Raw genomic sequence first — 24,296 nt, 5'->3', positions numbered from 1 at the left:
TCTTCAGATCACTCCGTTCGATTCGAGTTCGGCCAGGTCCTCGTCGGACAGCCCCAGTTCGCCGCGGTAGACGTCGGCGTTGTGCTCTCCGAGCAGCGGGGAGCGGACGACGTCCACCGGGGAGTCCGAGAGGCGGATGGGCGAGGACACCGTGCTGTAGGGACCGCGCTCGGGGTGCTCGACGGTGGTGATGACACCGTTGGCCCGCAGGGTGGGGTCGTCGATGATCTCCCGGGTGGACATGATCGGGCCGCAGGGGATGTTGTGCGCGTTCAGTGCCGCCAGCACGTCCCACTTGGGGATCTGGGCGGTCCACTCCTCGATCAGGGAGAACATCTTGTCGAGCTTGTCCAGCCGGGCCTCGGGGGTGGACCACTCGGGGTCGTCGGCCAGTTCGGGGCGGTCGATGAGCCGGGTGATCGGTTCCCACCCGGCGGGCTGGACGATGACGTACACGTAGTCGTTGGGCCCGCCCGGGGCGGTGCGGACGGCCCAGCCGGGCTGGCCGCCGCCGGAGGCGTTGCCGGACCGGGGGACCTCGTCGCCGAAGTCGTCGTTGGGGTACTCCGCCAGCGGCCCGTGCGCGAGCCGCTGCTGGTCGCGGAGCTTGACCCGGCACAGGTTGAGCACCGCGTCCTGCATGGCGACCTGGACGCGCTGGCCGCGTCCGGTCCGGGTGCGCTGGAACAGGGCCGCAAGGATACCGGCTACTGTATGCATCCCCGTGCCCGAGTCACCGATCTGCGCGCCCGTCGCCAGCGGCGGGCCCTCCTCGAAGCCGGTGGTGCTCATGGAGCCGCCCATCGCCTGGGCGATCACCTCGTAGGCCTTGAAGTCGGCGTACGCGCCCGGCCCGAACCCCTTGATCGAGGCGTAGACCAGGCGGGGGTTGACCTCGGAGAGCGCCTCCCAGGTGAAGCCCATCCGATCCAGCGCGCCGGGGGCGAAGTTCTCCACCAGCACGTCGCTGCGGCGCACCAGGTCCAGGAAGATCTCCTTGCCCCGGGGCTTCTTGGTGTTCAGCGTGATGCTCCGCTTGTTGGAGTTGAGCATCGTGAAGTACAGGCTGTCCACGTCGGGCCGGTCCCGGAGCTGGCGCCGGGTGATGTCGCCCGTCGTCGCCTCCACCTTGACCACGTCCGCGCCCATCCAGGCGAGGATCTGCGTCGCCGACGGACCCGACTGGACGTGGGTCATGTCCAGAACGCGGACCCCGTCGAGTGCCTTGCCCATGACTCTTCCTCTCTGGATCGGCTACTTGTACATGGTCTGGTTCATCGTCCCCGGGGCGTAGACATCGGGGTCGATCCAGACGTTGACGAGTGAGGGCTTGCCGGACTCGCGGGCGCGGCGCAGCGCCGGGGCGATGTCCGCGGGATCCCGGACCTCCTCGCCGTGGCCGCCGAGCATCTTCGCGAACTCCGCGTAGTTCACGTCTCCCAGCGTGTTGCCGATTTCGCCCCGGTCCGCGCCGTACTTGGCGATCTGGCCGTAGCGGATCTGGTTCATCGACGAGTTGTTGCCGACGATCCCGACGAAGGGCAGGTTGAACCGGACGAGGGTCTCGAAGTCCCAGCCGGTGAGGCTGAACGCGCCGTCGCCGAAGAGCGCGACCACCTCCTTGTCAGGGCGGGCGTACTTGGCGGCCATCACGAACGGGACGCCCACGCCCAGCGTGCCGAGCGGCCCCGGGTCCATCCAGTGGCCCGGCGACTTGGGCTGGACCACCTGCCCGGAGAAGGTGACGATGTCGCCGCCGTCGCCGACGTAGATGGAGTCCTCGGTGAGGAACTGGTTGATCTCGCTGACCAGCCGGTAGGGGTGGATGGGCGTGGAGTCGGAGGTGAGCAGGTGCGCCCGCTTGTCGAGGGCGGCCTGCTCCTGGGTGCGCAGCTCCTCGAGCCAGGTCTTGCGGCTCTGGGAGCCGTTGTCCCCGTAGGCGGAGGTGGCCTGGAGCACCGACGACAGGATGACGTCCGCGTCGCCCACCAGACCCAGGTCGATGTCCCGGTTCTTGCCGACGGTGGCGTAGTTGAGGTCGATCTGGACGACCGTGGCGTCGGGGGAGAGGCGCTTGCCGTAGCCCATCCGGAAGTCGAAGGGGGTGCCGACGATGATGATCAGGTCGGAGTTGGTGAAGGCGTAGCGCCGGGAGAGCTGGAAGTGGTGGGGGTCCCCGGGCGCCAGGGTGCCGCGGCCGGCGCCGTTCATGTAGGCGGGGACGTTGAGCGCGCGGACCAGGTCGGTGGCGGACTGGGTGGCCCGCGTGGTCCAGACCTGGTTGCCGAGCAGGATGCTGGGCCGCTCGGAGCGTACGAGCAGGTCGGCGAGCCGCTCGATCGCGTCGGGGTCGCCCGCCTGCCGCGTGGAGGCGCGGTAGCGGCCCTTGGCGGGGATGCGCGCCCTCTCCAGCGGGACCTCGGCGTCGAGGACGTCGCGGGGGATCTCCAGGAAGGACGGGCCGGGAGCTCCGCTGTTGGCCTCGCGGAACGCCATCGAGACCAGGTCGGCGACCCGCTCGGTGTGCGGCACGGTGGCGGCGAACTTGGAGATCGGGTTGATCATGTCGACGTGCGGCAGGTCCTGGAGCGAGCCCATCTTGTGCTGGCTGAGGGCGCCCTGGCCGCCGATGACCAGCATCGGGCTCTCGGCGCGGTAGGCGTTGGCGATGCCGGTGACCGCGTCCGTGGTCCCCGGTCCGGCCGTCACGACCGCGCATCCCGGCTTGCCGGTGATCCGCGCGTAGCCGTCGGCGGCGTGCGCCGCGACCTGCTCGTGGCGGACGTCGACCACGTCGATGCCCTCGTCCGCGCATCCGTCGTAGATGTCGATGATGTGTCCGCCGCAGAGCGTGAAGATGACGTCGACCCCCTCGGCCTTGAGGGCCTTGGCCACCAGGTGGCCTCCGGAGATCGTGCTCTTCTCGCTGGTGGTGGATTCGGTGGTTCCCTTGCCGTCGGCCATCGGTACGACGACCCCTTTCGTGCGGTGCGGGCGGGCTGCGTGCTCGGTGGATGCTGTAGGTGGGATACTGTATACCGTGTACCTCACATTGGAGCACGGCGTCGCGGCGCTGTCCAGACCCCGTGTGCCGCGGGTGTGGTCCGTACCGGGAGCGGACGCCGGAGCAGGGCCGCCAGCAGTGACGACGCTCCGCAGAGCGCCCCGGCGGCGGCCAGGCCCGCGGGCCACGCGGTGGGCTGCGCCGACGCGAGGAGCAGCACGGCGCCGCCGACGCCGACCAGTCCGCCGACCGCCTTGGAGCTGTAGACGAGGCCGTGGATGCCGGGGGTCCACCGCGATCCGAAGTGGCCCTCGGTGATCGCGCGGGTCAGCGGGTAGCAGGAGCCGGTGCCCGCGCCCGCCACGAGCGCGAGGAGCACCACCGCTGCGGTCTGACCGGTGGGAACGGCCGCGGCCAGGCCCGCCTGCGCGAGCGCCCCGGCCCCCAGCAGCAGGGCGAGCGCCCGGCGCCGGCCGGTCCGTTCGGCCGCCGCCCCCGCGGCCAGCCTCCCGAGGCCGCTGGCCGCGGCGAACGCCGTGACCGCCAGGGCGGCGGTGGAGGGGGGATGGCCCCCTTCCAGGAGGAGGAGGGGCAGCACGGCGAGGGTGAACAGCCCGCTCGCCCCGGAGAGGGCGACGATCGCGTGGAGGAGCGGCAGTGAGCCGCCGGCCGTCCACGCCTGGGCGTGCGTGAAGTCGGTGGCGGGAGGCGGGTCGGCGCCCCGGAGCAGTGCCGCGGCGCGCGGGTCGGACTCCGGGGGCCACCATCGCGGCGGGGCCGTGCGCTGGCCCGCGCCGCCCGCGATCCCCAGGACCAGGACCAGTGCGGCGAGCGCCGCGCACGCGAAGGGGAGGGAGGAGGGATCGATTCCGGCGGCGATCGCCGGCAGGAGGGGAACCGATCCCAGTGCGAAGGCGCCGCCCACGGCGCCGGAGCGCACGGTGCGCCGGTCGGGGAACCAGCCGCCGACCAGGTCGGTACAGGAGTGGTAGACGAGTCCGGCGCCCACGCCGCCCAGGATCCCGTAGCCCAGGACGGCGGCGGTGAGTCCGGACGAGGTGCCGAGCACGACGAGCGCGGCGGCGCACAGCAGCGCGCCCGCCGGGATCAGTGTCCCGGCCCGCAGCTCCCTCCGGGCCCGGGCGCGGTGCAGGGCCGGGGCGCAGGCGCCCTGGGCCAGGGTCCACACCAGGAACGGGAGCAGGGCGAGGGCGGGGGGTCGGTCGTGCGCCGCGACGAGGGACGGGAGCGCGGCGCCGTAGCCGAACTGGAGGACGCCGACCGCCGCGGCGGCGACCAGGGCGCGGACGAGGATGACGGAGCGGGGGCCGCCGGTCAGCGCACGGGCCGACGGGCCGACGGAGTAGTGCCTGCCGCGCCAGTCGCGCACCTCCTCCCGGGCGGAGGGGGAGGACGACCGCGGGTCGGGGGTGTGGGGTCTGCGCATGGCGACACCTCCTTGTATGCAGTATGCAAAGTGCGTGACGATCTGGGAAGGGGTGGCCCAGCACGCATTTTCGCCGGAACGAGTATTGAATACTGCATACAGTATGGAGTATCACTAGAAAGAGACACGACAACCACGTCATGAGGAGGCCAGGTGGATCTCCACGAGTACGAGGCCAAACAGCTCTTCGGGGAGTACGGCGTACCCCTCGTCGAGGGCGAGATCGCGGACACCCCGGAACAGGTGAGGCTGGCGGCTGGCCGCATCGGCCACCGGGTGGTGGTGAAGGCGCAGGTGAAGACCGGTGGTCGCGGTAAGGCCGGTGGCGTGAAGGTCGCCGAGGGCCCCGAGGACGCTCAGGCCAAGGCCGAGCAGATCCTCGGTATGGACATCAAGGGCCACACGGTCCACCGTGTCCTGGTCGAGGAGGCCTCCGACATCGCGGAGGAGTACTACTTCTCCTTCCTGTTGGACCGTGCGAACCGCACCTTCCTGTCGATCTGCTCCGCCGAGGGCGGGATGGAGATCGAGGAGGTCGCCGTCTCGAACCCCGACGCGGTGGTGCGCACACCGGTCGGCCCCGAGGGGGTGGACCAGGCCGCCGCACTCGGGATCTGCCGCGCCGCCGGGCTGCCGGAGGAGGTGCGGGAGTGCGCCGCCCAGGTGATCACCCGGCTCTGGGCGGTCGCCGCAGGGGAGGACGCCACCCTCGTGGAGGTGAACCCCCTGGTCCGCACGGCCGACGGCCGGATCGTCGCGCTCGACGGCAAGGTCACCCTGGACGAGAGCGCCGGGTTCCGCCACCCCGAGCGGGTCCCCTTCGCGAACGGCTCCGACGTCGACGACCGCGAGCGCAGGGCGAAGGAGAGGGGTCTGAACTACGTGAAGCTCGACGGTGAGGTCGGGATCATCGGCAACGGTGCGGGTCTGGTCATGTCCACTCTGGACGTGGTCGCCTACGCCGGTGAGGAGCACGGCGGGGTCAAGCCCGCGAACTTCCTCGACATCGGTGGCGGCGCCTCCGCGGAGGTGATGGCCAACGGGTTGGAGATCATCCTGGGCGACCCCGCGGTCAAGAGCGTGTTCGTGAACGTGTTCGGCGGCATCACCGCGTGCGACGCGGTGGCCAACGGCATTGTGCAGGCGCTGGAGCTGCTGGAGGGCCGCGGCGACGGCTCGGGTTCCGGAGGGCTCACCAAGCCGCTGGTCGTGCGCCTGGACGGCAACAACGCCGAGCTGGGCCGCCGGATCCTCGACGAGCGCGCCCACCCGGCCGTTCGCCGGGTCGACACGATGGACGGCGCCGCCGCTCAGGCCGCCGAGCTCGCGGCACTGGGCTGACCGGCGAGACGATCTTCGACAGGGGACGGAACAGACCATGGCTATTTTCCTGACCAAGGACAGCAAGGTGCTGGTCCAGGGCATGACCGGCTCTGAGGGCACCAAGCACACCCGTCGGATGCTCGCTTCGGGCACCGACATCGTGGGCGGGGTCAACCCGCGCAAGGCCGGCCAGAAGGTCGACTTCGACGGCACCGAGGTGCCCGTGTTCGGATCGGTGGCCGAGGGCATGGCCGCGACCGGCGCGGACGTGACGGTGATCTTCGTGCCGCCCAAGTTCTCCAAGGACGCGGTGATCGAGGCGATCGACGCCGAGATCGGCCTGGCGGTCGTGATCACCGAGGGCATCCCGGTGCACGACACCGCGGCGTTCTGGTCCTACGCCGACGCCAAGGGCAACAGGACGCGGATCGTGGGCCCGAACTGCCCGGGTCTGATCACGCCGGGGCAGTCGAACGCGGGCATCATCCCGGCCGACATCGCCAAGCCGGGTCGGATCGGTCTGGTGTCCAAGTCGGGCACGCTGACCTACCAGATGATGTACGAGCTGCGCGACATCGGTTTCTCGTCGGCGGTGGGTATCGGTGGTGACCCGATCATCGGGACGACGCACATCGACGCGCTGGCGGCGTTCGAGGCCGACCCGGACACCGATGTGATCGTGATGATCGGTGAGATCGGTGGTGACGCGGAGGAGCGTGCCGCGGAGTTCGTGAAGGCGAACGTGACTAAGCCCGTGGTGGGTTATGTCGCGGGGTTCACCGCTCCGGAGGGCAAGACGATGGGTCACGCGGGCGCGATCGTGTCGGGTTCGGCGGGCACGGCTGCTGCGAAGCAGGAGGCGTTGGAGGCTGCCGGCGTCAAGGTCGGCAAGACCCCCAGCGAAGCGGCCCGCCTGGTGCGCGCCGTCCTCGGCGGTACGGCTGACGGAGAGGGGGCGGGCGTCCTCTCCGGAACGGCGCCCACGGCGCCATGACGACCATGCTCAAGCCGGGCACCTCGTGGGCCGCCCTGTACGCCCGCTGCCGGGAGGCGGCGCCGGAGGCCTTCGGCCCCGACAGGGTCCACAACCACTGGGGCGGGCGGTGGCACGCCGACGGCGAGCCCCGGACCTCCTACTCGCCCGTCGACGGTTCCGAGACCGCGGGCCCTCCCATGCTGGACGGCGCGACCGCGGCCCTCGCGGTGTCGGGGGCCGCCGCGGAGCACCGCGCGTGGAGCACGCTGCCCCTCGCCGAGCGGGAGGCGCGGGTCCGCGCCACGGTCCGCGCCTGGGAGCGGCACCGCGACACCCTCGCGCTCGCCCTGGTCTGGGAGATCGGCAAGCCCTGGCGGCTGGCCCGCCAGGACGTGGACCGGGCGATCTCCGGGGTCGAGTGGTACCTGGACGGCGTCGGGCCCATGCTCGACGGCCGCCTCCCCCTGGACGGCCCCGTCAGCAACATCGCGAGCTGGAACTATCCGATGAGCGTGCTCGCGCACGCGATGTGCGTCCAGGCGCTCGCGGGCAACGGCGTGATCGCCAAGACCCCCACCGACGGCGGGCTGGTCTGCCTGACCCTCGCCGTGGCCCTGGCGGTCCGGGAGGGGCTGCCGTTCACCCTGGTCAGCGGCGGCGGGCGGGACCTGTCCCCGGCGCTGGTGCGGGGACCGGAGATCGGCTGCGTGTCCTTCGTCGGCGGTCGCGACACCGGCGGACGGGTGGCGGCCGACCTCGCCGACCTGGGCAGGCCGCACGTCCTGGAACAGGAGGGGTTGAACTGCTGGGGGGTCTGGGAGTTCAGCGACTGGGAGACCCTGTCCGGGCAGATCCGGAAGACCTTCGACTACGCCAAACAGCGCTGCACCGCCTATCCCCGGTTCGTCGTGCAGCGGTCCCGCTTCGACGCCTTCCTCGACGCCTACCTCACCGCGGTCCGCACGGTCCGCTTCGGCCACCCCCTCGCCGTGGAGTCCCCCGACGACGACCTGCCGGAACTGGACTTCGGCCCCCTGATCAACGCCGCCAAGGCCAAGGAGCTCACCGACCGGGTGGCCGAGGCCGTCGCGGGCGGTGCGGTGCCCCTCCACCGCGGCGGACTGGCCGACGCCCGCCTGCTCCCGGGCCAGAACACGGACGCCTACGTGGCGCCCGTGGCGCTCCTGGAGCCACCGCGGTCCTCACCGCTGTTCCACGCCGAGCCGTTCGGCCCGGTCGACTCGATCGTGCTGGTGGACACCGAGGCCGAGCTCCTGGCCGGGATGAACGCCAGCAACGGGGCCCTGGTCGCCACCGTCTCCTGCGACGACCCCGACACGGCCTCGCGACTGGCCTCCGGGGTGCGCGCCTTCAAGGTCGGCGTCAACCGGCCCCGCTCGCGCGGCGACCGCGACGAGCTGTTCGGCGGCTGGGGGGACTCCTGGCGGGGCGCCTTCGTCGGAGGCGAACTCCTCGTCCACGCGGTCACCCGGGGACCCGCCTCCGAGCGGCTGCCCGGCAACTTCCCGCACTACACGCTGCGCCCCGAGGGGCGCGTCTGACACGCGACGGGGGGCGGGCCCGGTGCCCTGGGGGAGCGAGGCACGGCGCCCCGGGGCACGGGGCCCGACGCGGTCGCCGTCCGGTGGCCGGGCCGGCCACGGGTGGGAGCCGGGGGTGTGCGGCCACCGTCCTTCGGAGCGGTGTCACACAGGGCCCGGGTGTCGGGAGCGGTCGGTGCAGGGGGCTGGAGCGCGCCGACCGCCCCCGCGTCTACTGACCCGAACTGCGGATGCCTCCCGTGGCCGCCGAGGGCGCTGGGAGCGCCTTCTTCAGGAGGATCCGATGCCTTCCGGCGTAGACGTTCATGGAGGTGCCCCGGAGGAACCCGGCGAGCGTGATGCCCGCCTCCTCGGCCAGGTCGACGGCCAGGGACGAGGGCGCCGAGACGGCCGCCATCATCGGAATGCCGGCCATCCAGGCCTTCTGCACCAGCTCGAAGGAGGCGCGGCCCGAGAGCATCAGCACCGTCCCGCTCAACGGCAGCCGGCCCGAGCGCAGGGCCCAGCCGACCAGCTTGTCGACCGCGTTGTGGCGGCCCACGTCCTCGCGCAGGGCGAGGAGCTCGCCCTGCGCAGTGAACAGCCCCGCGGCGTGCAGCCCGCCCGTGCGGTCGAACACCCGCTGCGCCTCGCGCAGCCGGTCGGGGAGCTCCGTCAGGGTGTCCGCGCCGACCTGGGCGGCGTCCTCCGAGACCTGCCACCTGGCCTGGGTGCGCACGGCGTCCAGGCTGGCCTTGCCGCACAGGCCGCAGGAGGACGTGGTGTAGAAGTTGCGCTCCAGCGACGTGTCCGGGCGGGGGACGCCCGGGGCGAGGGACACGTCGAGCACGTTGTAGGTGTTCGAACCGTCCTCGGTCGCCCCGGCGCAGTAGCGGATCGCGGTGATCTCGTCCGCCCGTGACACCACGCCCTCGCTCACGAGGAACCCGGCGGCCAGGTCGAAGTCGTCGCCGGGCGTGCGCATGGTGATGCTCAGCGGCTCACCGTCCAGCCTGATCTCCAGAGGCTCCTCCACGACGAACGTGTCCACACGTTCGGTCGCGGAGCCGTCCCTGACCCGGAGTACCTTCCCCCGGACCGTGACCCGTCCCATCGTCCTACCGCCTTCCCGTGTCCTGCCGTTCCCGGTTCTACACGATTCCGCCGGGATTCCCCTTCTCATGGTCCCGCGCGGGCGGAGCGGTTCAGGCGCCGCCCCCACCGCCGCGGCGCTGCACGTGCTGGAAGCCGAACCGGCCCTTGATGCACAGGTTCCCGTGGGTCACCGGGTTGTCGTGCGGGGACGTGACCTTCACGATCTCGTTCTCCTGCACGTGAAGCGTGACGTTGCAGCCTACTCCGCAGTAGGTGCAGATCGTGGTCGTCTCGGTCTGCTTCTCCTCGTCCCAGGTCCCCGCCGCGCGCATGTCGAACTCGGTGCTGAAGGACAGCGCGCCCGTGGGGCAGACCTCGATGCAGTTGCCGCAGTACACACAGGCGGAGTCGGGCAGGGTGACGTCGTGCTCGGTGGAGATGCGGGCGTCGAACCCGCGCCCGGCCACCCCGATCGCGAAGGTGTTCTGCCACTGGTCGCCGCAGGCGTCCACGCACTTGTAGCACATGATGCACTTGGAGTAGTCGCGCACGTACAGGTCGTTGTCCACCTTCGCGGGCTGCTCGACCGTCGCCGCCACCGCGCCGTCGCCGGGCTCGTGCTCGCCCGAGCGCCGGGCGTCGCGCACACCCAGGGCCGCGGCCTCCGCGCGCGGACCGAACCGGTCGGGCTCCGCGTCGTAGCGCTCCATCCACTCGGCGACCTGCGGGGTGGTGGACAGGTCCACGGAGGAGCCGAGCAGCTCCAGGACCAGCTTGCGGCTGTGGCGCACCCGCTCGGAGTCGGTGGCCACGGACATGCCGGGCTCCAGCTTGCGCGAGCAGGCGGGGGCGAGCGTGCGGGCGCCCTCCACCTCCACCACGCACACGCGGCAGGCGTTCCTGGGCGTGAGCGTGTCGCCGTGGCACAGGGTGGGGATCTCGGTCCCCCGCTCGGCGCAGGCCTGGAGGACGGTGGTGCCCTCGGGGACGCGGACCTGCTCTCCGTCGATGGTCGCGTCGATCAGCCGCTTGGGCGGGGCCAGGAGTACGGGGACGGTCATCGGGCCTCCTCGGTTGCCGCCCGGGTGCCCGGGACGGTGCTCAGGTGGGTGTCGTCCGAGGCGGCCGGGCCGGCGCCGCCGAACAGGTCGAGCCGGTCGATCGCCGACTCCACAGCGTTCCAGGCGGTCTGTCCCAGACCGCAGATCGAGGCGTCCCGCATCGCCTGGCCGACCTCGCGGAGCAGGGGGACCTCGGTGGCGGCGTCGCCCCCCGCGCTGATCCGCAGGAGGGACTCCTCCTGGCGTACGGTGCCGACCCGGCAGGGTACGCACTGGCCGCAGGACTCGTCGCGGAAGAAGGCCGCCACGCGGACCAGTGTCGCGACCAGGTCGGCGGTGTCGTCCAGGACGAGGACCACCCCCGATCCCAGGGTCGTCCCGGCCGCGCGTGCGCCCTCGAAGGTCAGGGGGATGTCGAGTTCGTCGCCGCGGACGAACGCCCCGGCGGCCCCGCCGAGCAGGACCGCCTGGATGGTGCGCCCCTCGGGCATGCCCCCGGCCGCCTCGACGAGATCGCGCAGGGTGGCGCCGAAGGGCAGCTCGTACAGCCCCGGGCGGCGCACGCCGCCGGACAGGCAGAACAGCTTGGGCCCGGTGGACCCGCCCGTACCGACGGCCGCGTAGGCGGGACCGCCCATCAGCATGATCGGCAGGACGTTGACCAGTGTCTCCACGTTGTTCACGGCGGTCGGCTTGCCGAACAGCCCCTTCTCCACGGGGAAGGGCGGCTTGGTGCGCGGCTCCCCCCGGTAGCCCTCGATCGAGCCGAAGATCGCGGTCTCCTCGCCGCAGATGTAGGCGCCCGCGCCGCGCCGGATCTCGATGTCGAAGGCGAACCCCGAACCGAGGACGTCCGGGCCGAGGAGCCCGCGCTCGCGTGCGAGCGCGATGGCGTTCTCCAGGTGTCGCAGGGCCCGGGGGTACTCGCCCCGGATGTACAGGTACCCGAGTCGCGCGCCGATGGCGTAGCCCGCGATCGTCATCGCCTCGATGACGGAGAACGGGTCGCCCTCCATCAGGACGCGGTCCTTGAAGGTCCCGGGTTCGCTCTCGTCGGCGTTGCAGACCAGGTAGTGCGGGCCGTCCGGCTGCTGGGCGGTGGCCTGCCACTTGCGGCCGGTGGGGAAGGCGGCTCCGCCCCGGCCGACCAGGCCGGAGTCGGAGACCTCCCGGATGACGCCGGCCGGGCCGAGCCGCAGCGCCTGGCGCAGCGCCGCGTATCCGCCGGCGGCGCGGTAGTCGTCCAGGCTGAGGGGGTCGACGGTACCGACACGTCGGAGGAGCACGTGGTCGGGCGATCCGGCGTCCGGGACGGCCGTCGAGGGGGCCGGCTCCGGGGCCGTGCCGGGGAGGGGATCGCCGCCGTAGGTGGTGGGGGAGGGGCGCCCGTTCGCGGACGCCGGTGAGGAGCCGGCGGGCGCGTCCGCGGCCATCGCGTCCAGGGCCTCGGACGTGGCGGGCGCGGCGACGGCGTACCGTGCAGGGGCCCCCGCCTCGAGGGCCAGGGCGGCGGGCGCGCGCTCGCACATGCCCAGGCAGGGGCTCTCGTGCCAGGTGGTGTCCCCGTCGTGCCCGCCGGGCGGGCCGAGGCGTTCGGCGAGCCGGTCGCGCAGTCCGGACGCTCCGGCCGCGGCGCAGGCGATGTCGGTGCACAGGTGCATGACCCGGCGGGGCCGCCGGTGGAGGGCGAACATCGCGTAGAAGGAGGCGACGGCGTAGGCCTCCGCAGGAGGGATGGTGAGCCTGCGGCAGATGTGGTCGAGCGCGGGCCTGCTGATCCAGCCCACCCGGTCGTTGACCGCGTGGAGGGCCGGCATGAGCAGGTCGCGTCTGTCCCGGGCGGTGTGGCCTCCCCGCGCGTAGCGCAGGTCGACGTCCTGGCGGGCGCCGCCGTCCCAACCGGACTCGGGGGGACCGAGCACGCTGTCGACGGCTTCGCGTTCGACGGCGGTGGGCGCCTCGTCCAGGAATCGCAGGTCCACGTCTGTGTCACCTCAATCTCGTGTAATCCAGATCACAGGATTTTGTATACAGAGGACAGTATGATGCAGATGATCGGGTTGACAACCCCCGTACGCGCCAAGATCGCGTAAGGAGACCCGGCCCCCGGACCGCGCGCGAGCGCGCCGTCCGCGGAGGGGTCCGCGCCGTCGCCGCAGGGGGCTGGGGCGACGGCGCGGACCACCGTTCGTCCTCGTCACCGCGAGGGGGCTGCGCTGCGTGCGGGTTCCTCCACGCGCTCGATCCGCACCGCAGCGGCCTTGTACTCGGCCGTCCCCGCGATGGGGTCGGTGGCGTCGATGGTCAGCAGCTGGGTGTCCACCTGGTGCGGGAAGTGGAAGGTCATGAACACCAGCCCCTGCCGCATCGCGTCCGTGACGGAGACGGGGACGAGGACCGAGCCCCGGCGCGAGGTCACGCGGACCGTCTCGCCGTCGGCCACCCCGAGCTTGGCCGCGTCCTCGGGGGACAGGTCCAGCAGCTCGCCCCGGCGCAGCGGCGACGAGAAGCCGCTGGTCTGCACCCCGGTGTTGTAGTCGTCCAGCCGTCGCCCGGTCGTCAGCCGGAACGGGAAGTCCTCGTCGAGGAGGTCGACCGGCGGGGAGTGACCCACGATCCCGAACGGGGCGGGTTCGCCGCGCTCGGCGGGGTCCTCCGACCACAGGCGTGCGTGCAGGTAGCTCGGCTCCAGGGTGTCCTCGGAGTAGGAGGGCCACTGGATGCCGTGCAGCTCCGCCAGGCGCGCGTAGCTCATGCCCCGGTGCATGGGGGAGAGGGAGCGGACCTCGTTCCATATGTCCTCGGCCGAGGGCCGGGACCAGTCGGTGCCCAGGCGGGTCGCGAGGTCGCACATGATCTCGATGTCGTCGCGGGCGCCCTGCGGAGGGTCCAGCGCCTTGCGGACCAGCTGCACGCGGCGCTCGCTGTTGGTGAAGGTGCCGTCGGACTCGCACCAGGACGCGCTCGCGGGGAGCACCACGTCGGCGAGTTCGGCGGTGCGGGTCAGGAAGATGTCCTGCACCACCAGGTGGTCCAGTTTTCGCAGGCGGCGGGTGGTCTTGTGCGTCTCGGGCTCGGACTGGACCGGGTTCTCGCCGATCACGTAGAGCGTCCTGATCTCCCGCTCGTCCATCGCCTCGAACATCTGGGTCAGGTTCTTGCCCTTGACGCCCTGGATCTCCCGCCCCCACGCCTCCTCGAAGGGCGCGCGCACCTGCGGGTCCAGGATGTCCTGGAACCCGACCAGGCGGTCGGGGATGGCGCCCATGTCGCCGCCGCCCTGCACGTTGTTCTGGCCGCGCAGCGGGTTGAGCCCCGACCCGTGCCTCCCCACGTGCCCGGTCAGCAGCGACAGGTTGATCAGGGAGCGGACGTTGTCGGTCGCGTTGTGGTGCTCGGTGATGCCGAGCGTCCAGCACATCTGGGCGCGCTCGGCGCGGGCGTAGGCGTGCGCCAGCTCGCGGATGGCCTCGGCGGGAACGCCGGTCTCGGCCTCGGCGGCGGCGAGGGTCCAGGGCTCGACCAGTGCGCGGTACTCGTCGAAGCCGCTCGTGGCGCGCCGGACGAAGGTGTCGTTGGCCAGGCCCGCGTGCAGGATCTCGCGCCCGATGGCGTGCGCCAGGGGGATGTCCGTGCCCACGTTCAGCCCGAGCCAGCGGTCGGCCCACTCGGCGGTCGGGGTGCGCCGGGGGTCGACGACGAACAGGCGTGCGCCGTTGCGCACCCCCTTGAGCACGTGCTGGAAGAAGATCGGGTGGGCGAAGCGGGGGTTGCCCCCCCAGATCACGATGAGGTCGGTGTCCTCGACCTCGGCGTAGGAGGAGGTGCCCCCGCCCGAGCCGAAGGCCGCGGCCAGTCCGGCGACGCTGGGCGCGTGGCAGGTGCGGTTGCAGGAGTCGACGTTGTTGGTGCCGACGACGACGCGGGTGAACTTCTGCGCGATGAAGTTCATCTCGTTGGTCGCCCGCGCGCAGGAGAGCATGCCGAAGGAGTCGGGCCCGTGCTCGTCCACGCCGCGCCGGAACCCGGCGGCCGCGCGGTCGAGGGCCTCCTCCCAGGAGGCCGGGCGCAGTTCGCCGCCGTCGCGGACGAGGGGCTGGGTGAGTCGGTCGTAGGGTGCGGAGAAATCGTCGGAACGCATGTGGCCTCGCTTGGTGGTCGTGGCCGGATTCGCCTGGTCCGACGGCGCCCGTGGCGCCTGACGGGGATACTGCATACAGTATTTAGTGATCGTGAGTCATGGTCAAGGGCGGGCGGCCAGGGTCGGGGTGGGAGGAGCCGCGGGGCCGGGCGGGTCGAGCATCCGGTCGTTGAGCAGTCCGGCGACGGCGTCCACCGCCCGGAGCGCGGGGACGGGGGCCCCGGTCAGGTCGGCCAGCTCCACCACCGCGGACAGGATGACGTCCAGTTCCATGGGGCGCCCGCGCTCCAGGTCGTGCAGGGTCGAGGTGCGGTGGTCGCCGGCGCGCTCGGCCCCTGCCATGCGGCGGTCGATGGAGATCGCCGGGTGCACCCCGAGCCGGGCCGCCACCTCCAGGGTCTCGGTCATCATGGTGCGGGCCAGCTCCCGGGTCGAGCGGCTCCGGCAGATCTGCACCATGGTGGAACGGGTCAGCGCGCTCAGCGGGTTGAAGACGATGTTGCCCATCAGCTTCACCCAGATGTCCTCGCGCAGGTCCTGCTCGATCGGGCACTTGAGGCCGCCCGCCTCCATCGCGGCCTGGAAGTCGCGGCAGCGGGCGGAGGAGGAGCGGTCCGGCTCGCCGATGGAGAACCGGGTCCCCTCCATGTGCCGGATCACCCCCGGCCCGGCGATCTCCGTGGCGGCGTAGACCACGCACCCCACGGCGCGCTCGACCGGGATCGTCCGGCTGACCGAGCCCCCCGGGTCCACGCTCTCGATGCGGTGTTCGGAGAGGGGGCCGTCGACCCCGTGGAAGTACCACCACGGGATGCCGTTCTGGGCGGCGACGACCATGGTGGAGGGGCCCATGAGGGGGCGCAGCAGCGGACCGCAGGCCGCGTAGTGCTGGGCCTTCAGGCCGAGGAAGACGGCGTCGACGGGGCCGACCTCGGACGGGTCGTCGGTGGCGTGCGGGTGCGCGGTGAAGTCGCCGCGCGCGCTGAGTACCTGGACGCCCCGCTCGCGCAGGGCCTCCAGGTGCTCGCCACGGGCGATGAGGTGGACGTCGGCCCCGCCCCTGTGGAGTGCGGCGCCCGCATAGGCGCCGATCGCTCCGGCGCCGAGTACGGCGATTCGCATGAGGACTCCCTTCCTTTCACATACTGTATACAGTATGCTCCGAATCATCGTTCCTCACCGGTCCGTAGGGAGAGAAGGAATGCCCGACCCGGCTGCCTCGGAAACTTCTCCGTTTCTTCACGTGAAAGCTCACCCGCGCGCTCCGCTGCCCTGGAACTCGGCACGGGAGCTGGCGCGGGTGACCGGCGCCGAGGGTGGCACGCCCATGGCCGAGGAGCCGCTCGCCGGCGCCCTCGGCGCCACCCTCGGCGCCGACCTCGTCTCCGCGGCCGACGTCCCCATGCTCGACAGCGCCGCCATGGACGGGTACGCGGTGTCCGGGGAGGGGCCCTGGGCCGTCGTCGGACGATCGCTCGCCGGTCGCCGGGGTCCCGTCGTCCGACTGGGGCACGGCGAGGCGGTGGAGATCGCCACCGGCGCCGTCGTGCCGGACGGCACCACCGCCGTCCTGCCCTACGAACGGGCGGCGGAGTCCTCCGGAACCGTGCACGGCGGGGTCGGGGAGGGGCGGCACATCCGGCGCCGCGGCGAGACCACCGCGGCCGGGACGGTGGCCGCCCGGCGGGGGAGCCCCGTCACCCCCGCCCTCCTGGGGCTGGCCGCGAGCCTGGGCCGGGACACCCTGCCCGTGGTCCGGCCCCTCGTCCGGGTCCTGGTCACGGGGGACGAGGTCGTGGACGAGGGGATGCCGCGTCCCGGTGCGGTGCGCGACGCGATAGGCCCCGTGCTGCCCGGTCTGGTCGCGTGGGCGGGAGGGGTGTGCGCCCCCGCCGTGCGGGTCCCCGACCGCGGACGGGACCTGGCGCGGGAACTGGGCGGCGCCGGGGCGGCCGAGGTCGTCGCCGTCTGCGGCTCCTCCTCGGCCGGTCCGGCCGACCACCTGCGCGGGGTCCTGGCAGGGCTCGGCGCGCGGGTCGTCGTCGACGGTGTCGCCTGTCGGCCGGGCCATCCGCAGGTACTGGCCGTCCTGCCCTCCGGAGCCGTGGTCGCGGGGCTGCCCGGCAACCCCGGCGCGGCCCTGGCCGCCGCGCTCACGCTGCTGGTCCCGGTGCTCAGCGGGCGCGCCGACCGGCGGGACCCGGCACACGCCGGCCGGCGGACCAGGCTCATCGGTCCGACCACCCCGCACCCGGCCGACACCCGCCTCGTCCCGGTGCGCGTGAGCCGCGACCTGGCGGTCGAGCTGTCCGCCTCGGGCTCCGCCGACCTGCGGGCCGCCGCCACGGCGGACGCCCTCGCCGTCGTCCCGCCCTCGCGCGCCCCGGGACGCCTTCCCGGAAGGGTCGAACTCGTGGAGGTTCCGACGTGACCGACGCAGTCCCCGTGTTTTGTACACTGTCTACAAAGACCGCGCACCAGGACTCTGGAGATTCCCTATGGCCTCGCAGGGGTTGAACACCGTCGCCGGACGGATCCAGCGTCCCGTACCGCTGCGCGAAGCCGTGTACGAGGCCATCCTCGACCTGATCACCACCAGGGCGCTCTCACCCGGCCAGCACCTGGTCGAGACCGAGCTGGCCCAGACCCTGGGGGTCTCGCGCCAGCCCGTCCGCGAGGCGATGCAGCGGCTCAACAACGAGGGCTGGGTGGACCTGCGGCCCGGCTACGGGGCGTTCGTGCACACGCCCACCGAGAGCGAGGCCGACCAGCTCCTGGCGGTCCGCGCGCTGCTGGAGACCGAGTCGGCCCGCCTGGCCGCCGCCAATGCCTCCACCGAGCAGGTCGGCTACCTGCGCGAACTCGTCGCCGCCGGGCGCGCGGCGACCGAGCTCGCCGACACCGACGCGGTCGTCCAGGCCAACGCCGACTTCCACCGCACCGTCACCGAGGCCTCGGGCAACCGCGTACTCGCCGAACTCGCCGCCCAGGTCGACAGGCGTGTCCGCTGGTACTACGCCCCGGTCGCCCGCATCCGCGGCGCCGCCTCCTGGGACGAGCACGCCAACCTCGTCGACGTCATCGAGGCGGGGGACGCAGACCAGGCCCTGCGGCTGATGAGCGAGCACACCGAGCGGACCCGGCGCACCTACCACGAGCGCGTGGACGGCATCGGGTCCTGATCCACCGGGCCCGGGACGGATCAGGCCGTCGCGACCCGGTACACGCTCCCGTCGGACTCGCGGGTCAGGTACCCCTCCTCCACCAGGTACCTGCGCAGGGAGGACGGGTCGTCGAAGCAGGTGCGGATCGCCGTGTTCACCTGCTTCTCCGTGTACTCCATCCCGGGGGCGAAGAGCCGCCCGGTGATCCGGGCCAGCACCCCCAGCCGCAGCGCGCGCCGGACGGGCAGGTCGGTCAGCCGGCCCTCGTGGAACAGGGCGTCCACGGGGTCGTGCGCCGAGGGGGCGTTCTCCCCCAGAGCGGCGGCGAACACCTCGGGCACGCACACCACGCGGCCGTCCTCCTCCCGCACCAGCCCCGCGTCCGCCAGTCGGCGCAGGTGCCGGACGGCCCTGGCGCCACCCGCGCGGACGTCGTCCGCGGGAACACCCTCGGCGCCCGCACCGACCACGCGGGCGTAGAGCGCGAGCCGATCGCTGTCGGCGAGGGACGAGACGATCTGGGCGGGGTGCGGCACGGTTCTCCTCAGGACGGCGGGTGTCTGCGAGGACCCTAGGCCGCGTTCCGCGGATCATTCCGGGCTCGCGTCCCCCAGGCTGCCTCTCGCTGCGCCGACTGCGCTTGGACAGCCAAACCCGGGCTGACCTGCGCTACTCGTCTTGCGAGAGATGGCCTGGAAGCCGCTCGCGTCGATCGGCGCAAGCGCCGAGTCAACCGAAAGCATCCACAGAACACGCCCTAGCTTGGCGTTTAACACCAGGCCCGTGACCGCACAACATCCCGGTCACGGGCTTCCCTGTTCCCCGGACACAACGACGGCCTTCGCGTGATCATGTGCGCTGTCGAGACGCTGATGATCAACCCGAAGGCCGTCACCATGAGTCTGCCTCACCAACCACCCACAGTCGAGTCACTGTCGGCATTGTCCCGGTTCCGTACCGACTTCCACACCTGCCTCACCCACCACCAAGACGCCCTGTTCGAGGTGGGCGAGGCCCTAGTCTGCGCCCCCACCCCCGTGCGCCACCTGGCCCAACTCTCCTTGGAACCCGAACACCGCCGCGGTCACGGCTCGGCCTACTCCGCCCTGGCCCAGGGCCGCATCGACACCGATCGGTTGAGGACGAGCCTGGCCTCGCTGCCCCTGCCGCGCCTGCACGGGCGCACCGTGCTGGCCTGCGATATCAGCCCCTGGCTGCGCCCGGACGCCTGGACCAGCCCCGACCGCTCCTGGTGCCACACCTACGGGCGCGGCACCGGCCAAGCCGAGATGGTCCCGGGCTGGCCCTACTCGATGATCGTCGCGCTGGAAGAGGGCTCTACCTCGTGGTGCGCCCCGCTGGATGTGGCGCGCCTACCTCCGGGAGCAGACGAGACCGACTTCACCGCCACCCGCGTGCGCGCGCTCATCGACCGGCTGATCGCCGCGAACCACCACCACGGGGGAGACCCCGACATCGTGGTGGTGGTCGATGCGGGCTATGACAGCCCCCGGCTGGCTTACCTGCTCACCGACCTGCCCGTCCAGGTGGTGGGCCGGTTGCCCTCGAACCGGGTGCTCTACGGCCCGGCCGAGCACCTGCCCGTCCAGGCGAGGGGCCGCCCGGCCAAACACGGAGCCCCGCTGCGGATGGCCGCCCCCCACACCTGGCCCGAGCCGCAGACGGTGACCACCACCCCCACCCGCCGCTACGGGGCCGCTACCGCTCGTTCCTGGGACCGGATGCACCCTCGCCTGACGCACCGGTCGGCCTGGGCCGATCATCCCGGAGCGCTGCCGGTGATCGAGGGCACCCTGGTGTTGTTGCGGGTGCAGGCGCTGCCCTCGCGGCGTGCTCCCAAGCCGTTGTGGCTGTGGTCCTCAGCCACCGGCATGCGGCCAGAGCAGGTCAGCCAGGTGTGGTGGGCCTATCTGCGCCGGTTCGACATCGAGCACACCTTCCGCTTCCTCAAGCAGGAGTTGGGGTGGGACGCACCCCGGTTGCGGGACCCGTCCGCGGCGGACCGGTGGTCCTGGCTGGTGGTGGTGGCCTATACCCAGTTGCGGTTGGCTCGGTCTTTGGTACGTCAGGTGTGTTTGCCCTGGCACAGGCCGGTGGAACCGGACCGGATGAGTCCGTGCCGGGTGCGTCGGGGATTTCGGTACATCCGCGCTGACCTGCCGGTGTGCGTGGGTGTACCGAAATCCTGCGGGCCTGGTCCGGGGCGTCCGGCGGGCAGGCCGAACAAGCGTCCAGCTCCCCGATACGGGGTGCCCAAGAAGAACAAAACGGGTACCACGGGGAACCCCGGAGCCAAGCAAGCAGCTTAAACGCCAAGCTAGGAGAGGGGGCGTCGGCCCGCCAGTGGTTTTCAGCGCCCGGCGAGCAGCCGCTCCACGACCCTGGCCACCCCGTCCTCGTTGCTCCCGGGGGCGACCAGCAGCCCCAGGGCGGGATCGAGCAGGTCCGGATGTCCACTGGCCATCGCGTACCCCATCCCCGCCCACGTCAGTGCGGGCAGGTCGTTGGGCATGTCCCCGAAGGCCGCGACCTCCTCGGCCGGAACTCCCCACTGCTCGCAGAGCATCGCCAGGGTGGAGCCCTTGTCCACACCGGACGCGCTCAGCTCCAACAGGCTGTGCCCGCCCGAGTAGGTGACCTCCACCAGCGCGCCGACCGTCTCCACGGCCGCCTCGTGCAGGAGGTGCACCGGCGTCCCGTGCGAACGCACCAGCAGTTTGGCGACGGGGGTGGCGCGGGCGAGCAGGGCGTCGGTGGAGTCCAGGACCTCGCTCACCCAGTCCCGTGGCGCCCACGGTTCGAGCACGTAGTCGGGATCGTGGAAGAAGTCGGTGCCCGTCTCGACGCCGAAACCGAGGTCGGGAAGGGCTCCGCGCAGCTTCTCGACCACGGTGCCCGCCGTCTCCGCCGACAGCGCGCGCACGAGGGGGTCCGTGTCGGAGGTGTGGGCGAGTGCGCCGTTGCCGCACAGGACGGCGGCACACGTGAACTGGGAGGCGATGTGCCACGTGGTCCGGGGCGGGCGCGCGGTGGAGACGACCACCTTCACCCCCGCCTCCGCGGCCGCGGCCAGCGCTTGTCGGTTGCGGTCGGAGACCAGACCCTCCGCGCCCAGGAGGGTGCCGTCGAGGTCGGTTGCGATGACCCGGGGAAAGACCATGTGTCGCATTATGTCTGTCCCGGGTGGCGGATCGAAGCGGTGGTGGCCGGATTGGGCGCCCGCGCCCGGCCCGGGACCGACTCCCCGCACCGGGGTGACGGCCTCAGTGCGGGCCCCGCGCCGCCCCGAGCGCGGCCGGGACACGTTCCACGACTCCGCCGCGGAAGACGTCGTAGAGGTCGAGGGACTCCAGGTGCACGTAGCCGATGTGGCAGTCGCAGCTGGTCAGGGGACACCCGCTCGGTCCGAGCCGCGCGGCGAACGACCCGTCGTAGAGGTTGCCCATCGGCTCGTCCACGAAGTGGCACCGGCGCACACCGCCGTCGCCGTCCACGGACAGCACAGTGTCACCCGTACGACAGGCGCGGCCCAGGCTCGGATGGGGGTGGCGGCTGTAGTGGAAGTGCGGGTCCAGGGCCTGCCACCGCGCGGCCTCGCCGTCGGTGTAGACCCTGCCCTCGGCGGCGTTCACCCACAGGTACACGTCCGAGGGCAGGTCGGCCCGCATCCGTCGGGCCGCCTCCAGGTGGTCCGGCTCGCCGACCACGCCGACACTGAACCGCACGCCCGCCGAGACGAGCTCCCGGGCCTTGGCCAGGAACCGTTCGTGGGAGACCTGGCCCGGGTGGTAGGTGGTCCACAGCGCGGTGGACGCCGGGTCGCAGTCGGCCAGCCATCCGAGGCGACCGCTCAGGTTGGTCTGGATGGCCACCCGTTCCACGTGCGGAAGGTGGCTGAGCCGGGCGATCGCGGTCCGGTACCAGGAGCGCACCAGCCCCTCGCCCCAGGGGGTGAACAGCACCGAGACGCGGGTGCCCGGGTTCTCGTCCGCGCGCCCGGCCACCCAGTCGGCGAACCGCTCCAGGGCGGCCCGGTCCGCGCGCAGGGTCCGGGGTTCGTCGCGCCGCTTGGCGAAGGGGCAGTACGGGCAGTCGTAGTCGCAACTGGCCAGCGGCCCCCTGTAGAGGAGGGTGAGGTGCGGCGGGAGCTGCGGGGTGGGGGCCGCGGGGACGGGAGCGCCAGGCACGGCGGGCGCCCGGACGGGGGCGCCGTTGATCCCCGGCCAGGGGAGCGGCACCACCCGTGCCCGGGGCCCCCGGGCCGGGCCCGCTGCGGAGGAGACGGGGTCCACGCCGCTCACCTGGCCTCGTACTCGGCCATCAGCGCCGACACCCCGGAGGAGAAGGCCATCGGCCCGACCGCGTCCGAGTGCGCGAGTCCCTCCGGGCTCAGCCGGACCGTGTCCGGGGCGCCGTCCGGTTCCAGCCAGCCGCGGGCGTCGAGCGCGGCGAACAGCGCGGGGAAGTCCGACACGGGGTGGCGTCCGAACCGCTCCGCGTAGGCGGCGGCGTCCATGCCCTCGGCCAGCAGCAGCGACTGGACCAGGTGGCGGCGGCGCCGTTCGTCGTCGTCCAGCCGGAAGCCCACCTCGGCGTGCGCGAAGTCGCCCGCCTCGCGGCCCGCGTAGTCCGCGATGATCGACCGCACGTGGCCCACCCCCACGGCGTAGTCGAACGAGTAGTGGGCGGACGCCGTGTAGGACCGCGCCCCGCACCCCAGCCCCACCATGCCGTCGGTCTGGCAGCAGTGGTCCGGGCCGTCCGTCCCGGAGGAGGGGGCGTCCGCGCGCCGGAACATGCGCATGGACACCTGCTCGTAGCCGCGCTCCAGCAGGTGGTCGCGGCCCTGCCGGTACAGGCCGAGCCGGTGGTCGTCCCACTCCCGGGCGCGGCGGCCCAGGCCGGTGAGCGGGCGCACGTACAGGGGGTACAGGTAGACCTCCTCCGGAGACCGCTCCAGTGCCGTGTCCAGGGAGTAAGCCCAGGTGCGGGCGTCCTGCCGGTCGATCCCGTAGATGAGGTCGACGTTGAGGTCGGCGGAGGTGTGCTCGCGGATGGCCGTCAGCGCCCGGTCCACCTCCGCGCGCTTCTGCGGACGGCCCGCCGCGTGCGCCTCGGAGTCCAGGAAGCTCTGCACGCCCATGCTGATCCGTGTGAGGCCGCGGGCCTCGAGCACGTCCAGCCGGTCGGGGGTGGCGGTGGCGGGGGACGTCTCCACCGACACCGGGATCCGCGCCAGGTCCACCCCGAACGCGCGCTCGGTGAGGTCGTAGACCCTGACCAGTTCGTCGGCGGTCAGGTAGGTGGGAGTGCCGCCGCCCAGGGCGGCCCGGGCGAACCGGGCGCCGTCGGGCAACGCCGAGGCCACCTCCCCGGCCTGGCGCTCCATCGCGTCCAGGTACGCGGTGACCTGCTCGGCAGGGGGCGTGGACCGTGTGAACAGGTTGCAGAACCCGCAGCGCATCTCGCAGAACGGGATGTGCGCGTACAGGGACAGCGCGCTCACGTCCTCGTCCCGCCACAGGTCGGCCAGCAGGGGGCGCTCCCCGAAGGGCCGGTAGGCGCTCTTGTGCGGATAGGCGTACACGTACGACCGGTAGGGGGAGTCCTCGCGCACGGGTTCCGGGAGCAGGTCGGGGGTGACGGTCACGGGGTTGCCTCCTCGGCGTGGGCGGGTGCCCCCGGTCGGACGGGCGCGGTGCGCCCCCGGGGAAGGAACGCGTGGGCGTAGGGGACCGTCCACACGGTCTCGTGGCCGATCCGGTGGCCGGTGTGGCCGTCCTCGCCGTAGGCGGTGCCGTGGTCGGAGCACACGATCGCGAAACACGGGCGGCGTGCGGACATCGCGGCGAGGAGGGGCGGAAGGTGCCGGTCGACGTACTCCAGGGCGGCCGCGTGGCTCTCCAGGGTGTCTCCGTCCTCGCGGGAGGCGCCGGGCAGGTGGAACCAGTTGGGCTGGTGCAGGGCGGACACGTTGAGGAGGAGGAAGAGGGGCTGGTCCGCCGGGCGCTCCCGGGTGATGCGCACGGCCCGCGCCACCTGGTTCTCGAAGGAGCGGGGGTCGGCCACCCCGAACGTCTCCTCCCAGTGGCTCTCGGCGAACATGTCCGGGATGACCGACCCCACCGCCGACCTCCGGTTGAAGAACCCGGTGCCCCCGACACAGGCCGTGTGGTAGCCCGCACCGGCCAGGCCGGACGCGAGGTCGGGTGTGTCGAAGGTCCATGTGTGCGGTGCGGTGGACACACTCCCCGGGAAGGCGGCGGCGAACAGGCGCGGGTGCGGCCCGGGGGCCGCCGGGGTGGGTAGGAACCCGGCGAGCATCGCCAGGTGGGAGGCGTACGTGAAGCTCCCGGGGGCGTGCCTGCGCTCCCATCCCCCCTCCGGCAGCAGCCGGGCGAGGTGGGGCGTGCGGCCCGCCCGGGCGAGTGCGTCGGCCACGTCGAAGCGCAGGGTGTCCAGGGTGAGCAGCAGGATGTCGTGCGTGCCCACCACGGCGTTCATGTCGGGTTCGGTGCTCATC

At 72.4% G+C, this 24,296-nt stretch carries 19 protein-coding genes; 6 read left to right on the top strand and 13 right to left on the bottom strand.

Going from position 1 to position 24,296, the window contains the following annotated elements; translation table 11 throughout:
* Positions 1 to 3: 3 nt before the first annotated feature.
* The 3 genes from frc to Q8791_RS04870 form a co-directional block, all read right to left on the bottom strand.
* Positions 4 to 1,233: a formyl-CoA transferase gene (gene frc, locus Q8791_RS04880; RefSeq protein WP_330090350.1), complete on the bottom strand. Its 1,230-nt coding sequence runs from the start codon at positions 1,231 to 1,233 to the stop codon at positions 4 to 6.
* A 21-nt stretch (positions 1,234 to 1,254) separates the two neighbouring features.
* Positions 1,255 to 2,964, bottom strand: a complete 1,710-nt coding sequence (locus Q8791_RS04875) for a thiamine pyrophosphate-binding protein (RefSeq protein ID WP_330090349.1) — start codon at positions 2,962 to 2,964, stop codon at positions 1,255 to 1,257.
* A gap of 83 nt (positions 2,965 to 3,047) precedes the next feature.
* The gene (locus tag Q8791_RS04870) at positions 3,048 to 4,451 is read right to left on the bottom strand and encodes an MFS transporter (RefSeq protein WP_330090348.1); all 1,404 of its coding nucleotides are present in this window, start codon (positions 4,449 to 4,451) and stop codon (positions 3,048 to 3,050) included.
* A 153-nt stretch (positions 4,452 to 4,604) separates the two neighbouring features.
* Here Q8791_RS04870 and sucC point away from each other — a divergent pair, with 153 nt between their 5' ends.
* Genes sucC through Q8791_RS04855 form a run of 3 tightly spaced genes read left to right on the top strand, consistent with a single transcriptional unit; the run spans position 4,605 to position 8,312 of the window.
* Positions 4,605 to 5,792 carry an ADP-forming succinate--CoA ligase subunit beta gene (gene sucC / locus Q8791_RS04865; RefSeq protein ID WP_330090347.1) on the top strand — a complete coding sequence of 396 codons (1,188 nt, stop codon included), beginning with the start codon at positions 4,605 to 4,607 and terminating at the stop codon, positions 5,790 to 5,792.
* 37 nt (positions 5,793 to 5,829) lie between these two features.
* Complete coding sequence (sucD, locus tag Q8791_RS04860; protein ID WP_330090346.1) at positions 5,830 to 6,768, top strand: succinate--CoA ligase subunit alpha; 939 nt, start codon at positions 5,830 to 5,832, stop codon at positions 6,766 to 6,768.
* Positions 6,765 to 8,312, top strand: coding sequence for an aldehyde dehydrogenase family protein (locus Q8791_RS04855; protein ID WP_330090345.1), 1,548 nt, complete (start codon positions 6,765 to 6,767; stop codon positions 8,310 to 8,312). The genes sucD and Q8791_RS04855 overlap by 4 nt, the downstream gene beginning before the upstream one ends.
* Positions 8,313 to 8,523: 211 nt before the next feature.
* Here Q8791_RS04855 and fdhD read toward each other — a convergent pair whose 3' ends face one another.
* The 5 genes from fdhD to Q8791_RS04830 all read right to left on the bottom strand — a co-directional run bounded on the left by fdhD (position 8,524) and on the right by Q8791_RS04830 (position 15,710).
* Positions 8,524 to 9,405, bottom strand: coding sequence for a formate dehydrogenase accessory sulfurtransferase FdhD (fdhD, locus tag Q8791_RS04850; RefSeq protein WP_330090344.1), 882 nt, complete (start codon positions 9,403 to 9,405; stop codon positions 8,524 to 8,526).
* Positions 9,406 to 9,496: 91 nt separating this feature from the next.
* Entirely contained in the window at positions 9,497 to 10,447 is a 951-nt protein-coding gene (locus Q8791_RS04845; protein ID WP_330090343.1) for a 2Fe-2S iron-sulfur cluster-binding protein, read from the bottom strand.
* Positions 10,444 to 12,429, bottom strand: a complete 1,986-nt coding sequence (locus Q8791_RS04840; protein ID WP_330090342.1) for an NAD(P)H-dependent oxidoreductase subunit E — start codon at positions 12,427 to 12,429, stop codon at positions 10,444 to 10,446. The genes Q8791_RS04845 and Q8791_RS04840 overlap by 4 nt, the downstream gene beginning before the upstream one ends.
* Before the next feature lie 215 nt (positions 12,430 to 12,644).
* Positions 12,645 to 14,588, bottom strand: a complete 1,944-nt coding sequence (locus Q8791_RS04835; protein ID WP_330090341.1) for a molybdopterin oxidoreductase family protein — start codon at positions 14,586 to 14,588, stop codon at positions 12,645 to 12,647.
* Between the two features lie 102 nt (positions 14,589 to 14,690).
* Positions 14,691 to 15,710 (bottom strand): 2-dehydropantoate 2-reductase, encoded by a 1,020-nt coding sequence (locus Q8791_RS04830; RefSeq protein ID WP_330090340.1) that lies wholly within the window; start codon positions 15,708 to 15,710, stop codon positions 14,691 to 14,693.
* Between the two features lie 205 nt (positions 15,711 to 15,915).
* On the opposite strand from Q8791_RS04830, the gene Q8791_RS04825 reads away from it, so the two are divergent.
* Positions 15,916 to 17,019 (top strand): molybdopterin-binding protein, encoded by a 1,104-nt coding sequence (locus Q8791_RS04825; RefSeq protein ID WP_330090453.1) that lies wholly within the window; start codon positions 15,916 to 15,918, stop codon positions 17,017 to 17,019.
* A 67-nt stretch (positions 17,020 to 17,086) separates the two neighbouring features.
* Positions 17,087 to 17,770 (top strand): GntR family transcriptional regulator, encoded by a 684-nt coding sequence (locus tag Q8791_RS04820; protein ID WP_330090339.1) that lies wholly within the window; start codon positions 17,087 to 17,089, stop codon positions 17,768 to 17,770.
* Positions 17,771 to 17,790: 20 nt separating this feature from the next.
* Here the strand turns inward: Q8791_RS04820 and Q8791_RS04815 are convergent, their stop codons facing one another.
* Entirely contained in the window at positions 17,791 to 18,288 is a 498-nt protein-coding gene (locus Q8791_RS04815; protein ID WP_330090338.1) for a DUF2087 domain-containing protein, read from the bottom strand.
* A 360-nt stretch (positions 18,289 to 18,648) separates the two neighbouring features.
* Between Q8791_RS04815 and Q8791_RS04810 the strand changes: the two genes are divergently transcribed.
* A complete protein-coding gene (locus Q8791_RS04810; protein ID WP_330090337.1) occupies positions 18,649 to 20,082 on the top strand; it encodes an NF041680 family putative transposase in 1,434 nt (477 codons plus the stop codon).
* A 41-nt stretch (positions 20,083 to 20,123) separates the two neighbouring features.
* Here the strand turns inward: Q8791_RS04810 and Q8791_RS04805 are convergent, their stop codons facing one another.
* The 4 genes from Q8791_RS04805 to Q8791_RS04790 form a co-directional block, all read right to left on the bottom strand.
* Positions 20,124 to 20,942: an HAD family hydrolase gene (locus Q8791_RS04805; protein WP_330090336.1), complete on the bottom strand. Its 819-nt coding sequence runs from the start codon at positions 20,940 to 20,942 to the stop codon at positions 20,124 to 20,126.
* 94 nt (positions 20,943 to 21,036) lie between these two features.
* Positions 21,037 to 21,960: an STM4011 family radical SAM protein gene (locus Q8791_RS04800; RefSeq protein WP_330090452.1), complete on the bottom strand. Its 924-nt coding sequence runs from the start codon at positions 21,958 to 21,960 to the stop codon at positions 21,037 to 21,039.
* Between the two features lie 110 nt (positions 21,961 to 22,070).
* Positions 22,071 to 23,423, bottom strand: a complete 1,353-nt coding sequence (locus Q8791_RS04795) for an STM4012 family radical SAM protein (RefSeq protein WP_330090335.1) — start codon at positions 23,421 to 23,423, stop codon at positions 22,071 to 22,073.
* A complete protein-coding gene (locus tag Q8791_RS04790; RefSeq protein ID WP_330090334.1) occupies positions 23,420 to 24,295 on the bottom strand; it encodes an STM4013/SEN3800 family hydrolase in 876 nt (291 codons plus the stop codon). The genes Q8791_RS04795 and Q8791_RS04790 overlap by 4 nt, the downstream gene beginning before the upstream one ends.
* Position 24,296: the final 1 nt, after the last annotated feature.

Origin of the sequence: Nocardiopsis codii, assembly GCF_036327455.1 — a bacterium.
GTDB classification, from domain to species: domain Bacteria; phylum Actinomycetota; class Actinomycetes; order Streptosporangiales; family Streptosporangiaceae; genus Nocardiopsis; species Nocardiopsis codii.
The sequence above is the reverse complement of the archived record's forward strand: the minus strand, read 5'-3'. Positions and strand labels throughout refer to the sequence as shown.